At 45.4% G+C, this 13,235-nt stretch carries 12 protein-coding genes; 2 read left to right on the forward strand and 10 right to left on the reverse strand.

What is annotated here, in order from left to right; genetic code table 11:
• From lpxI to rseP, 7 genes are all read right to left on the reverse strand, one after another.
• Positions 1 to 838, reverse strand: an 838-nt coding sequence (lpxI, locus tag ABFQ95_04560) for a UDP-2,3-diacylglucosamine diphosphatase LpxI (GenBank protein ID MEN8236797.1), incomplete at its 3' end; no start/stop codon positions are given.
• Positions 839 to 843: 5 nt separating this feature from the next.
• The gene (gene lpxA, locus ABFQ95_04565; GenBank protein MEN8236798.1) at positions 844 to 1,686 is read right to left on the reverse strand and encodes an acyl-ACP--UDP-N-acetylglucosamine O-acyltransferase; all 843 of its coding nucleotides are present in this window, start codon (positions 1,684 to 1,686) and stop codon (positions 844 to 846) included.
• A gap of 21 nt (positions 1,687 to 1,707) precedes the next feature.
• Positions 1,708 to 2,193 (reverse strand): 3-hydroxyacyl-ACP dehydratase FabZ, encoded by a 486-nt coding sequence (fabZ, locus tag ABFQ95_04570; GenBank protein MEN8236799.1) that lies wholly within the window; start codon positions 2,191 to 2,193, stop codon positions 1,708 to 1,710.
• The gene (lpxD, locus tag ABFQ95_04575; GenBank protein MEN8236800.1) at positions 2,183 to 3,178 is read right to left on the reverse strand and encodes a UDP-3-O-(3-hydroxymyristoyl)glucosamine N-acyltransferase; all 996 of its coding nucleotides are present in this window, start codon (positions 3,176 to 3,178) and stop codon (positions 2,183 to 2,185) included. Before lpxD ends, fabZ begins: the two co-directional genes overlap by 11 nt.
• A 68-nt stretch (positions 3,179 to 3,246) precedes the next feature.
• Positions 3,247 to 3,978 (reverse strand): OmpH family outer membrane protein, encoded by a 732-nt coding sequence (locus tag ABFQ95_04580; protein MEN8236801.1) that lies wholly within the window; start codon positions 3,976 to 3,978, stop codon positions 3,247 to 3,249.
• 2 nt (positions 3,979 to 3,980) lie between these two features.
• Positions 3,981 to 6,245 carry an outer membrane protein assembly factor BamA gene (gene bamA / locus ABFQ95_04585; protein ID MEN8236802.1) on the reverse strand — a complete coding sequence of 755 codons (2,265 nt, stop codon included), beginning with the start codon at positions 6,243 to 6,245 and terminating at the stop codon, positions 3,981 to 3,983.
• Between the two features lie 40 nt (positions 6,246 to 6,285).
• Positions 6,286 to 7,422 carry an RIP metalloprotease RseP gene (gene rseP / locus ABFQ95_04590; GenBank protein MEN8236803.1) on the reverse strand — a complete coding sequence of 379 codons (1,137 nt, stop codon included), beginning with the start codon at positions 7,420 to 7,422 and terminating at the stop codon, positions 6,286 to 6,288.
• Between the two features lie 384 nt (positions 7,423 to 7,806).
• Between rseP and ABFQ95_04595 the strand changes: the two genes are divergently transcribed.
• Both ABFQ95_04595 and groL read left to right on the forward strand, forming a co-directional pair.
• A complete protein-coding gene (locus ABFQ95_04595) occupies positions 7,807 to 8,109 on the forward strand; it encodes a co-chaperone GroES (GenBank protein ID MEN8236804.1) in 303 nt (100 codons plus the stop codon).
• Positions 8,110 to 8,132: 23 nt separating this feature from the next.
• Positions 8,133 to 9,797: a chaperonin GroEL gene (gene groL, locus ABFQ95_04600; GenBank protein MEN8236805.1), complete on the forward strand. Its 1,665-nt coding sequence runs from the start codon at positions 8,133 to 8,135 to the stop codon at positions 9,795 to 9,797.
• 122 nt (positions 9,798 to 9,919) lie between these two features.
• On the opposite strand, the gene ABFQ95_04605 is transcribed toward groL, so the two are convergent.
• The 3 genes from ABFQ95_04605 to lpdA are packed head-to-tail and all read right to left on the reverse strand — an operon-like array spanning position 9,920 to position 12,773.
• The gene (locus tag ABFQ95_04605; protein ID MEN8236806.1) at positions 9,920 to 10,363 is read right to left on the reverse strand and encodes a type II toxin-antitoxin system RatA family toxin; all 444 of its coding nucleotides are present in this window, start codon (positions 10,361 to 10,363) and stop codon (positions 9,920 to 9,922) included.
• A gap of 8 nt (positions 10,364 to 10,371) precedes the next feature.
• Complete coding sequence (lipA, locus tag ABFQ95_04610) at positions 10,372 to 11,352, reverse strand: lipoyl synthase (protein MEN8236807.1); 981 nt, start codon at positions 11,350 to 11,352, stop codon at positions 10,372 to 10,374.
• 2 nt (positions 11,353 to 11,354) lie between these two features.
• Positions 11,355 to 12,773, reverse strand: coding sequence for a dihydrolipoyl dehydrogenase (lpdA, locus tag ABFQ95_04615; protein ID MEN8236808.1), 1,419 nt, complete (start codon positions 12,771 to 12,773; stop codon positions 11,355 to 11,357).
• Positions 12,774 to 13,235 lie beyond the last annotated feature (462 nt).

Consider the following 13,235-nt stretch of genomic DNA (forward strand, 5'->3'; position numbering starts at 1 on the left):
CTTCTGATTTCTGACATGAAACCCCTGCCAAAAAAATCCCATGCTCATCTGCAAGTCGAATCACCTCAGATTTATCCAAAATCTGCACGCCTCCTGCTTCAACAGCAATGCCCCGTAATCCAGATGCTACTGTCAAACGCACTGTCTTTGAACCAATGGTTGGCAGATCCACCCGGCGCTCTTGCCCAGGTTTTGCAATTTTAATCAACACCCCTCCAGGGCCTGGTCGCCTTAACTCTGCACATCTTTTTATCAACGCATTGGTTCCCTCAACCGCCTCAACACCTAAAACAATGCCCTGCTGCACAATAACAGACTGCCCAACATCAGCGCGTCCCAGATGTGTTGCAATCTCTAAGCCACGGGCAATATCTTGTTCTGCCTGTTCATCAGGACGATGGGCTCCCGAAGCTCCTGCAGATGCTAAAATTTCATCGCCGATAATATCTTCAACGCCAATCACCCGGAATCCTTCTTTTTCTAATTCAGCAGTCAAAATGCGAAAAATACTGTCATCACCTCGAGCATGCTTGGCAAGCTTGGCAAGCCACTTTGCCCCGACTCGATCGGGTCGCAATTCTGTCCAAGAAGGTCTACGAATGCCACCTGCAAGCACAAGTTCTTCAACACCTGCAACTCTCATATAGCCCAGAGCCTTGCCAACAGCCCCTAGCCTCACCCATGCGTGATCACTACCATCAAGTGTTTGTGGATCTGTTTGTCCCTTGAATGCGAGGACAAAATAGGGTCGATTGATCTTCCTACATCGCTCAATAACGCAACGCGGCAAGTCATCATTACCAGCAATGATACCTAATTTGGGAAGATCAACTCTCATGAGAGTCAACTAGGCACAGAGGACATAGCAGTACGCAACCGAGCTGTGTCAGCTCCATATTCTGGCATGCAAAGGTTGCGAGCTGAGTCAGCTTGAATGAAATCCAAAATCTCTTTTACCTTGGCTTGATCTGCGTGCAACTGTACAGCTTGCTCAACTCGTTCTACCAGGGTCCCTTTTTCCTTATCAAAGATTAAATCATACGCTTGCAAAATCTGTTCCAACTCATCCCTAGGGATTCCTTTGCGGCGCATTCCCACAATATTGAGCCCTGCAAGATTTGCCGGCCGTCCCATCACCAGTGCATATGGGATAACATCATAACTGATTCCTGCCATACCGCCAATAAACGCATGATTGCCAATACGTACAAACTGGTGTACTGCCGCCAACCCACCAATGGTCACATTATTACCAACTGTGATATGCCCGCTCAAAGTTGCATAATTAGCCATATTGACCCGATTACCAATATGGCAATCGTGAGCCACGTGTGCTCCTGCCATGAACAAACAATGATCTCCTACAGTAGTTTTTAAACCACCACCTTTGGTACCAGGTTGCATGGTCACATATTCGCGGATACGGTTATATTTACCAATCGTTAGAGTTGAATGTTCGCCATCATATTTTAAATCTTGCGGCGGCAGGCCAATGGAAGCAAACGGGAAAATCTCAGTCCCCTCCCCTATTGTTGTGTGTCCATCAACGGTCACGTGTGAGCGCAAACGAACATTATCACCAAGGATGACGTTGTCACCGATGCAGCAATATGGACCTACCTGTACCCCCGCACCAATTTCAGCATCAGGCGAGATAATTGCGGTAGGATGTATATTTTCTGGCATAACTATTTTAACGCTCTAAGACTATTGATTAACAATCATTGCTGTATATGTAGCTTCAGCATGTACTTTATCATCCACATATGCATAACCTTCAAATTTCCACATATTTGCTCTGTGGTGAATTTTCTTTACCCGTAATTGCAAACTATCTCCAGGAACAACGGGTTTGCGAAAACGAGCACTTTCGATAGACATAAAATAGACAAGTTTCCCATGGGCATCATCACCCAACGAATAGATGACTAATGCACCTGCTGTTTGCGCTAAAGCCTCAACGACGAGTACCCCAGGCATAACCGGGCGGCCTGGAAAATGGCCAGCAAAAAATGGTTCATTGATCGAAACGTTTTTGATACCCACCGCACTTTCACCCTTAACAATTTGTGTCAAACGGTCAATCATCAGCATTGGATACCGGTGGGGGATTAACTCCTGAACCTGCTCAACGTCCAACTCAATATCTTCAACCGATGTTAAGAAAACCTTTTTTAATTGATCAACTGACATCTGCCTTTCTCCTTTTTCCTTGAGCGAGTCTTTGCAGAGCAACACTTTGGCGATGCCAAAGGTGGGCTGATACAGCCGGACTCCCGCCCACAGCAGCGCCTTCGGGAACATCACGCATCACTCCACTTTGCGCAGCAATTCGCGCTCCTTTACCAATATTCAAGTGCCCAGTTAGTCCCGCTTGCCCTGCAATGGCAGCAAAATCACCAACTTGGGTGCTACCAGAAATGCCAACTTGAGCTACCACTACACACCCCTTACCCAAACGCACATTGTGAGCAACCTGTATCAGGTTATCCAAACGAGATCCAGCACCAATTACAGTATCATGCCCGCTACCTCGATCGATAGTGGTGTTGGAGCCAATTTCTACACCATCTTCGATAAGCACCCGGCCAAGCTGAGGAACCTGGATGTGACCTGCATCATCCATATAAAAACCAAAACCGGCTTGTCCAATGCATGCACCAGGATAGACCACAACGCCACGTCCTAAGATACTGTGGCTAATCGTCACGTTTGCACCAATTGAGCAACCATTGCCAATGACAACACCACAGCCGATCACAGTATTGGCTGCCACATGCACATTGTCACCAATTTCAGCTTTAGGTCCAATAACTACTCCCGACTCAAAAGTGCATCCATCTCCGAGCTTGGCAGAAGAATCAATCGGCGTCGAAGAACCTTGGTCAAGCTTAAAAGCCTCCGGATAAAAGGCAGTGGCTATCAGCGCGTAGGCTCGATAAGGCGACGAGCTCAACAAAGCCACAGAAGTTTTAGGTACTAAATTTTTGTGATCATGATGGACAATGCAAACTCCCGCTTGAGATACTTGCAATTGTTCCTGGTATTTAGAATTGTGAAATACGGAAACATGCTGTAGCTGCGCTATGTCCATCGGCGCAACATCATGAAAAAGGCTGGAATCATCCACCCCAGAAGGCAAAGGCTGAGCAATTTCGGCTTCTGCAATTTGGGCCATTTTCCCTATAGAAAACGGCCCATAGTTTTTAAAAAAGCGATCATCTGCCATCTTTAAAGAAAAATTACCTAGGTTGCTGCTGCTGCCTTTTCAGTAGTGATTTTCTTTGCAGTTTTTGTTGTTGCTGGAGTTTTTGCTTTAGCAGTTTTTGCCGCTTTAGAAATCTTTGCCATTGCTGGGGTTTTTACTTTAGCAATTTTCACGTTGATTGTCGGAAGCTGCTTGTTGAGCACAACAATTACCTCATCGGTAATATCCGACTTTGGATCATACGTAACGGGGAAAGAAGAAGGCAGCACAAGAGAAAAGCCACGGGATATACGAATTTTCTCTGAAATATCAACAACCGCTCCACGAACTCGCTCCATGGATGTTTGCGCAGCTTGCTGCAACTCACTGTTACGCGTCATTACAGTCCGTTGAAGGGCTGCAACTTTTGCATCAAAGTCAGCTTTCTTTTTCTCAAAAGCCTTTGCATCCAGCTTTTTCTCATCCTTAACTAACTGATTATTAAGGTCCCGCAGAGATTGTTCCTGCTTTTTTATTTCCGCTTGAAAATCTTTTTGGTATTTTTCCATCTGCGAATTTACAGCCTTGGCAGCCTTAGCTTCAGCAATGATTCGATTGACATCCAAGATAGCAATTGCAGCCCCTTGCTGCGTCGTTACATCCTTTGCCATTCCATCCTTTGCGCCGCCGGCACATACCTGCCCTGCGCCAAAAGCCGTGATAGCTGCAACTGCAACACCCATTGCTGCATTGCGAAATGATTTTTTAAAAATTGATACATTCGTCGTCATTGTTAAAACCTCGTTCCAAATCCAAAGTGCACTGTTCTGCGCCGATCATGTGCTTCCTTTTGCACAGCTCGTGCAAAATCGACATGAATCGGCCCTATCGGCGAAACCCAGGTGATACCTGCTCCCACCGAAACACGGGGTGACGAAGTCTGTAGCACTTGATCTTTTGGCTCTTCCGCGTCCCATACGCTACCAATATCAGTGAAAATACTTCCCTTCACCCCAAACTCTCTCGGCAAACCTATGGGAAATTCGAGCTCTGCCGTAGCTAGATAGTACTTTGTACCACCCAAAGGATCAAGTGTTTTCTTGTCTCTGGGGTCAACGCCGCTTTCTCTAAAGCCTCGCATCCAACCATCACCACCCATATTGTAACGATCAACGATACGTACTGGCTTTCCTAGACCATTCATAATACCCGTATTCGCCTTCAATCCCAAAACCCACTCTTCGATGATTGAATAAAGATATCCTCCATAAAAGTCATTCTTGGCATAACGCACATTTCCGCCAACACCTGCCAGTTGGTTCGACATACCTATATAATAACCTGAAGTTGCATTAATCGGGCTATCTCTTCGATCATATGACAATCCATGACCAATCATAGAGGTCGTTGAGTTACCAGCTTGCTCTTGGATAAACTTAGATGCACCAGCATGAACATTGGTCACACGGTCAGTTCGCAACTCATAAAACCAATTCTGCGACAGGTAATCGGTTATATTGTATCCCATACGCAATCTTCCACCAGTCCGCTGGTGCTCAAAGGCAGAGCCAAAATATTTTTTCGAAGCCGAGTTAAAAACATCAAATCCTGCACGTAACGGTTTGTCCAAAAAATAAGGCTCGGTAAACCCTAAATCAATTTGGTGCCGCTTTTTCGACAAAGTAAATTTAAGGCGTAAATCTTGACCGCGTCCCAATAAGTTGCGTTCACGATATCCCACATCACCCAAAAAACCTTCAGCGGTGTTGTAACCACCTGCAACCCACAATTCACCAGTTGATTCTTCTTCCTCTACTTCAACAATCAAATCTACCTTATCTGGAGCGTCTGCTGTTTGTTGGGTAATTGTCACCTTTTTGAAAAATCCGAGGTAGCGAATACGGCGCTCGGATTGCTTGATCCGATGCGCATTGTAGGCATCGCCTTCGAACAATTTCATCTCACGCCTGATAACATCCTCATCGGTCACAAAGTTCCCTTTGACCAAGATGCGATTGATATAAACACGGGGGCCCTCATTGATTTCAAAAGTGACTCCAATAATCTGCTCTTCTTCTAAACGATTGGGTTTAGGCACAATATCAACGAAAGCATAACCCTGACCGCCCAGATACTCAATGATGGCTTCAATACTTTTGTCGATTTCTTTAGTGTTGTACCAATCCCCGGTGGCTACAGTTAAAAGGCCTTCTAACTCCTTAGCATCAACCTTTTCGATTTTAGAATCGACCGTTAGCTCACCAAATTTGTAGCGTTCACCTTCCTCCAAGGTAAATGTGATAAAGAATTCTTTTTGATCCGGTGTCAGCTCAGCAACAGCAGACTTCACCCTGAAGTCAGCGTAACCATGCTCAAGATAGAAGCGCCGCAGCAGCTCTTGGTCATAGGCCAAACGGTCTGGATCGTAGGTGTCATCAGAAGTTAAAAACCGATACCACCTGGACTCTTTTGTCTGAATTGCAGTCTCTAACTTGCTGCTGCTAAAAGCTTTGTTGCCAACAAACAGAATTTTTTCAACTTTGGTAATTTCCCCCTCTTCGATCTCAAAAACCACATCCACACGATTTTGATCGCGGCGAATAATCTTGGGCGAGACTTTTGCCGCAAAGTATCCTTTCAGTCGGTAGATGTCATGCAATGTCTTTGTGTCACTTTTCAGCTTGGTAAGGGTGTAAACTTGCCGCGGTTTTAAACGAATCAGCTCTTTCAGAATATCATCTTCGATTTCATCATTCCCCTCAAAGGTCAACTGGTTCACCATGGGATTTTCAACCACCGCAATTACAATTTTACCTCCATCACGGTGCACCTTGACGTCAGCAAAGTAACCGGTATTAAATAGATCTTTAACGATCTTATCCAAAACAAATTGGTTAACCGATTCTCCTGGAGTAAGCTTTATACTGGAGAGAATCGTTGAACTTTCAATGCGCTGGTTGCCTTCAACCACTATATCTTTAATGGACGCGGGACTAGCTATAGCAGCGCTTGTGACAAAAGCCGCAAGACACAATTGACACAAAAAAAATCTTAACACTCTTAATCTCATAGACATTCTCTCAATTCAACTCACTATTTTAAGAAAACAGGCTAGCGATTTTCTGAAACACCTGCAATTTGCGTAAATCATTCCATGTGGCAAACAGCATCAAAGCCAATACCATGAAAAAACCGATGCGAAACCCATATTCCTGTGCACGTTCACTTAAAGGACGACCGCGTATAGCTTCAATAAAATAAAACAACAGATGTCCTCCATCCAACATCGGAATGGGAAACAGGTTGATCAGTCCAAGATTCATTGAAATAAATGCCATAAACCAAAAGAAGGTAGCAAAATCAACAGTTGCATACTCACCAGTAATCTTGGCAATGCCAATGGGCCCAGTCAGTCCCTTAGCGCTCACCTGGCCAATAATCATCCGTCCCAAAAACTTTATCGTTTCCCAGGATTTAGCCAAAACAAATTCACCAGCATAGTACCAAGAGCTTAAAAATGAACGCTTTACCTGAGCCGTACTCGGGTATACCCCAATTAAGCCAATTGATTTTTCGGCGCCAGAATCATCTGTGATAACTTGCTCTTCAGGTGTCAGGGTAAAGGAAAGCTGCCTGCCTGGACGACGCACCATAAATTCTAATTCTTGTCCTGCATTTACGGCAACAGTCTTGCGCAACTCTTCAAAGGTCTGAATCGATTTTCCATCAATGGCAATGATCTCATCACCCGGCTGAAGTCCTGCACGAGCAGCCGCTGTGTCTGGCAAAACAGCACCCAATTTAGAACTTTCCGAAGGAAGCGTTTGCCCAACTGTTGTATAGAGCACAGCAAGAATAAGAACAGCAAAGATATAGTTAAAAACTGGGCCAGCAGCAGAAACCTGAATGCGTTGCCACACCGTTTTGTGAAAAAGGGAACCCTTTTTTTCCTCTTCAGTCATCTTGGCAATGGCTTTGGAATCAGGTTGACTGGCGGCATTTACATCACTCGCCATCTTAACGTAGCCACCAAGGGGAACCAGGCTAAATTTCCAACGAGTCCCTGCTTTGTTGCTGTAGCCAAAAAGCTCAGGACCAAAGCCAATTGAGAAAACATCGACTCTAACTCCATTTAGTCGCGCTAACAGGTAGTGTCCAAATTCATGCACAAACACAACGATTGTGATCATCACCATAAAAGGTATTAGATAGAGGTAGAGCCATTCAAAAGACATGTGTTAAACCTTGTTCGAAAATTGAAATTTTTATCCACGATTGAAGAAAAACTACACCATCCTGATTCGTTAAGAAAGGGTAAAAATCAGAGCCGACATATCAGAATTGAAAAGATACATAGTCACGCGCCTAGATCATTATCTAGGGCGCACATTTTTCCCAGGATAGAAGGGAAGTGGAGTGGAATGGAAAATGCAGCGAGCCGGGATGATGGCAGTCGGAGGTCGAATTTTGAACACGTCACCCCGTATCAACAACAAAATCTTGACGCTTATCGATGTATACGCTATACAGTAACTGTACTCTGTCTTGCAGTGCTGAATATGGGCTGTGAGATTAAGAGCTTCTTTAGTCTAAAACTGATAAAGAATGGAGTTAAACAGATGCAATTTAGACCCTTACATGATCGCATTCTTGCGCGTCGCATTGAGCAAGAAGAGAAAACCGCTGGTGGTATTATCATTCCAGACACTGCCAAGGAAAAGCCCATCGAAGCTGAAGTGATTTCAGCAGGACCTGGTGCTCGAGACGAGTCCGGTAATATTCGGCCCCTAGATGTCAAGACCGGAGACCACGTGCTTTTCGCTAAATGGTCCGGCACAGAAGTCAAAATTGATGGGGAAGATCTTTTGATTCTCAAAGAGTCAGATGTTCTTGGTATCGTCACACGCAGCAAAGCTGCTTAAATAAATTTTAGGAGATAAAGATTATGTCAGCAAAAGAAGTACGTTTTTCATCTGAAGCGAGAAACAGCATGCTCAAGGGTGTCGACATCCTGGCAAATGCTGTTAAAGTTACACTAGGTCCTAAGGGACGCAACGTTGTTTTGTCAAAGAGTTTTGGCGCTCCTCGTATCACCAAAGACGGTGTAACCGTTGCCAAAGATATTGAACTTGAAGAAAAATTCGAAAACATGGGCGCACAGATGGTGCGCGAAGTTGCCAGCAAGACCAATGATATTGCTGGAGATGGAACAACAACTGCCACTGTTCTTGCGCAATCTATTGTTCGTGAAGGTGTGCGCGCCGTTGCTGCTGGAATGAATCCAATGGACCTTAAACGCGGAATTGACCTTGCCGTTCAAGCCATCACAGCTGATCTGCAAAGCCGCTCAAAGCAAGTATCCACCAACGAAGAAATTTCTCAGGTGGGCACGATTTCTGCCAACGGTGAAGCTGAAATCGGAAAAATGATCGCCCATGCCATGGAAAAGGTTGGCAAAGAGGGTGTCATTACCGTAGAAGAAGCCAAATCGCTAGAATCTGAGCTTGAAGTGGTTGAGGGTATGCAATTCGATCGTGGATATGTCTCCCCTTACTTCGTAACCAATTCAGAGAAAATGACCTGTGATCTTGAAGATCCTTATATTCTGATCCATGAGAAAAAGCTTTCAGGGCTGCAAGCTATGCTTCCCCTGCTTGAGAAAGTAGCACAATCTGGACGTCCGCTATTGATCATTGCTGAAGATGTTGAAGGCGAAGCCTTGGCGACTTTGGTTGTTAACAAACTCCGCGGCGGCTTGAAAGTCGCAGCTGTTAAAGCACCTGGTTTTGGTGACCGCCGTAAATCCATGCTCGAAGACATTGCCATCTTGACCAACGGTCAGTTGATTTCTGAAGACATGGGCATCAAGCTTGAAAGTGTGACTGTCGATATGCTTGGTCGCACCAAAAAAGTTGCTATTAACAAGGAAAACACAACCATTGTTGATGGTGCTGGTGATAAGAAATCAATTGAAGCACGTTGTAACCAGATTCGCGCTCAAGTTGAAGAGACTACTTCTGACTATGATCGTGAAAAATTGCAAGAACGTCTTGCAAAACTATCCGGTGGTGTGGCAGTCGTCCACGTTGGTGGTGCTACAGAAGTTGAGGTAAAAGAACGCAAAGACCGCGTTGAAGACGCGCTAAATGCAACCCGTGCTGCTGTTGAGGAAGGTGTTGTCACTGGTGGTGGATCAGCTCTGCTTTATGCCGTTCATGCACTAGATAACATCAAGACGGCCAATGAAGATCAGCAGGTGGGTATCAATATTATCCGCCGCGCTTTAGAGGCCCCTGTGCGCCAGATTGCCCAAAATGCTGGTGAAGATGGCTCCGTCGTTGCTGGTAAGCTCAAGGAAAGAAACGACGTTAACCTTGGTTTCGATGCACAGCTTAGCGAGTTTCGCAATATGTTTGAGGCTGGAATCATCGACCCAACCAAAGTGGTTCGCGCTGCATTGCAAGATGCCGCATCCATTGGCGGTCTGTTGGTTACAACAGAGGCCATGGTCGGTGATATCCCCGAAGATAAAGACGCCACTGCTGGCGCAGCAGCAGCTGCCGGTATGGGTGGCATGGGCGGAATGGGTGGTATGGGCGGAATGTACTAAACCCCCTACCCCATTCGTTGGATTACGAAAAGCCAGGTTGCTTGCGGCCTGGCTTTTTCTTTGTTGCAGGCAGAACTCAAGTCAGCAAAAGAACGATTAGAAGAAGCTAGGGAAGGCATTAGTTACGAAACATTTTTCTTGTAGAGCATATGCGCCCTTTTTTCAAACGCATGAATCATTTTCTTTACTGCTTCGTTAAAAAAGAAGCTCATGGCTTGTTGAACCATCGACGAATGAAAAGCAAAATCGATATAGAAATCCACTTCGCAACTACCATCAGGTAAATCTTTAAATTTCCAGTGATTGTTCAGATATTTCAACGGTCCAGATTTGTATTGCACATCCACTAAATGGTGCGGGTGCAACGTTACTTTTGAACGAAAACTTTCTTGCAGCATTTTATAACCAATAATTAAATCGGCTTCCAAAAAGTCATTCTCTCGCTTTGTAATTCTACACCCCATGCACCATGGTAAGAACTCTGGGTACTTTTCAACATCGGCAACAAGCCCGTACATTTGCTTGGCGGTGAAGGGGAGGATGCGTTTTTCGGCGTGGGTATTCATGGCAGAGGTCAGAGGTCAGAGGTCGGATAACAGAAAACATCTGTCTCTTTATCTATGCCCTCTAATCTCTGATCTCTGTCCTCTGTCCTCTGACCTCTGGCCTCTGATAACTTCCTAAAATCCTCCCCCGCATGATAACTCGACCTTGTCATTGGCGACGCTGCGACCATCAAAAATCCCTTGGCTTTGGCTTGCAATTCATACGAGTCAAACTCATCAGGAGTTACAAACTTAAGAACAGGGTGATGCTTGGGAGATGGCTGTAAGTACTGACCAATGGTCATAAAATCCACATTTGCCATTCGTAAATCATCCATTAATTGCAATACTTCATGCCGCTCTTCGCCAAGTCCTACCATAATACCTGACTTGGTAAACATATTTGAATCCATTTGTTTGACACGATCCAACACCCGCAACGAATGATAGTATCTGGCACTCGGGCGCACCGATGGATAAAGCCGTGCTACTGTTTCTAGATTATGGTTGAACACGTCAGGCCTTGCATCTACAACTACCTCCAAAGCACCTTCTTTTTTCAAAAAATCAGGGGTTAGAACCTCTATAGTGGTGTTTGGATTGGCTTTGCGAACCTCTTGAATGGTGCGGGCAAAGTGATAGGCGCCTCCATCTGGTAGGTCATCGCGGTCTACAGAAGTAATTACCACATGCGAAAGGTCAAGTTCGGCCAACGTTTGCGCCACACGCTCGGGTTCTTTTGGGTCAAGTTGATTTGGTTTACCTGTGGCCACATCACAAAAACGACAAGCTCTGGTGCAAATGCTGCCCATGATCATAATCGTGACATGCTTTTTGGCCCAGCACTCACCAATGTTTGGACAAGATGCTTCTTGGCAAACCGTATTGAGTTTTGCTCTACGCACAATTTCAACCGTATCGTGATATTCCTTGGAAACAGGAGCTTTGACCCGAATCCAATCCGGTTTCTTTGTTAGTCCTGGTGCTGCTTGCACGACCTTCTCCACCATTATCACATGTGAATTACTTGACCAAAAGCATCCAACACCGACTCATGCATCATCTCCGACAAAGTCGGATGCGGAAAAATGGTATGCATCAAATCTTGTTCTGTAGCCTCAAGTGATTTTGCAATCGCAAAGCCCTGGATTAGCTCAGTCACTTCTGCGCCAATCATGTGCGCGCCCAACAATTCTCCGGTTTTGGCATCAAAGATTGTTTTGACCAAACCCTCAGGTTCCCCCATCGCCAAGGCTTTACCATTGGCCATAAATGGAAAACGCCCAACTTTGATCTCGCGCCCTTCAGCTTTTGCTGCTTCTTCAGTCAAACCAATGCTCGCCACTTGTGGAGAGCTATAAGTGCATCCAGGTATGTTCGCGCGCTTCATTGGGTGAATGCCTTTCAAGCCTGCAATTTTTTCAACCGCTAGCACTCCTTCATGACTGGCCTTGTGCGCCAGCCAAGGGGCACCTGCCACATCACCAATGGCATAAACCCCAGGCTCTTCAGTCTGGCACCAAGGATTGGTGGCAATATTTCCTTTTTCCAACTTTACTTTCGTATGCTCTAGCCCTAAATTTTCTGTATTAGCTTGAATGCCGACAGCCAGCAAGACTTTATCTACTTTTAAATCAACGGCCTTACCTGTTGCAGGCTCTATCTGAGCAACCACGCCATCCTTATCTGCCTTCACACCAGTCACCTTAGCGCTGGTGTGAATCTTAATACCCTTGGCTTCAAAGCTCTTACGCGCTAGTGCTGAAATTTCAGCATCTTCCACAGGCAGAATGCGATCCACCACTTCAACGACGGTTACATCGGTACCCAATGCGTTGTAAAAACTAGCAAACTCAATACCTATAGCCCCAGAGCCAATCACTAACAAAGATTTGGGTTGTGCCTGGGGAACCATCGCTTCTTTATAGGTCCAAATATTTTCTCCATCCGGCTCAATTCCTGGCAGCGAGCGGGCCCTGGCACCGGTGGCAATAATCACATTGGCAGCAACAACCGCCTCCACAGATTTACCCCCTTTTTCGACTGCAAGTTTATGCTTGCCCTGCTCTTTATCTATAAATTTTCCAAAGCCATCTACTACCTCAACTTTGTTCTTTTTCAAAAGATGCTGAACGCCTTTAGAAAGTTGCTGGGATACGGCGCGTGATCTCTCAATCACTTTAGCAAAGTCAACTTCAATGTCACCGCTAACCTTCAAACCAAAATTCTCAGCATGCGCAAATACCGATTTAATTTCTGCTGTACGCAGTAGTGCCTTGGTAGGAATGCAACCCCAATTTAGACAAATTCCACCCAGGTGGTTGCCTTCAATCACGGCAACTTTTAGCCCCAATTGACTGGCACGAATCGCTGCCACATAACCACCAGGCCCGGCACCTATTATTGCAACATCTACTGATTTATTGCTCATAGTCAATTGCACTCCTCAAACTTCAAACTCGATTTTAACTCTACTGCCCCACCTTAGCGGGAAATGATCAAATTGCCCCTTGGATCATCTCGACCCAGCCCTCTTTTAGCTAAATTTTCCAAGTTAAAGTAGGGCTTTTCAGAAAACAGAGCTTTAACGAGCGTCGTTTTAGCCGACCGCCTTGGCCCCGTCGCTGAAACAATGGGGAACACTGTCGCAAGCTACCGGATATAATTTGCAATCTCACGGTTAACCATCGGATTCATCCATATTCAATTCTGTGCAAATTATAAGTCAGATTTATAATTTGTACAACTTTTATAGTTGTGCTGTCGGTAACCCCTTTTTGAACCATGCCAAAGTTCAGGGCTGTTCAGTGAAACCAACACGGCCGTCATCCTGAACGCTGATTTTCCGAACGTGCGACTGTAAGTCGCACGAATTGGAAAATCTTTGCGATTC

Source organism: Pseudomonadota bacterium (assembly GCA_039714795.1).
Lineage (GTDB): Bacteria > Pseudomonadota > Alphaproteobacteria > JAGOMX01 > JAGOMX01 > JBDLIP01.

Excerpts from the sequence above, each read along its gene's own strand:
- lpxD (MEN8236800.1), bottom strand. The coding sequence starts at position 3,178 with ATGGCCCAAATTGCAGAAGCCGAAATTGCTCAGCCTTTGCCTTCTGGG.
- ABFQ95_04605 (MEN8236806.1), bottom strand. The coding sequence starts at position 10,363 with ATGAATACCCACGCCGAAAAACGCATCCTCCCCTTCACCGCCAAGCAA.
- rseP (MEN8236803.1), bottom strand. The coding sequence starts at position 7,422 with ATGTCTTTTGAATGGCTCTACCTCTATCTAATACCTTTTATGGTGATG.
- lpxA (MEN8236798.1), bottom strand. The coding sequence starts at position 1,686 with ATGCCAGAAAATATACATCCTACCGCAATTATCTCGCCTGATGCTGAA.
- ABFQ95_04595 (MEN8236804.1), top strand. The coding sequence starts at position 7,807 with ATGCAATTTAGACCCTTACATGATCGCATTCTTGCGCGTCGCATTGAG.
- fabZ (MEN8236799.1), bottom strand. The coding sequence starts at position 2,193 with ATGTCAGTTGATCAATTAAAAAAGGTTTTCTTAACATCGGTTGAAGAT.
- lpdA (MEN8236808.1), bottom strand. The coding sequence starts at position 12,773 with ATGAGCAATAAATCAGTAGATGTTGCAATAATAGGTGCCGGGCCTGGT.
- groL (MEN8236805.1), top strand. The coding sequence starts at position 8,133 with ATGTCAGCAAAAGAAGTACGTTTTTCATCTGAAGCGAGAAACAGCATG.
- ABFQ95_04580 (MEN8236801.1), bottom strand. The coding sequence starts at position 3,978 with ATGACGACGAATGTATCAATTTTTAAAAAATCATTTCGCAATGCAGCA.
- lipA (MEN8236807.1), bottom strand. The coding sequence starts at position 11,352 with ATGGTGGAGAAGGTCGTGCAAGCAGCACCAGGACTAACAAAGAAACCG.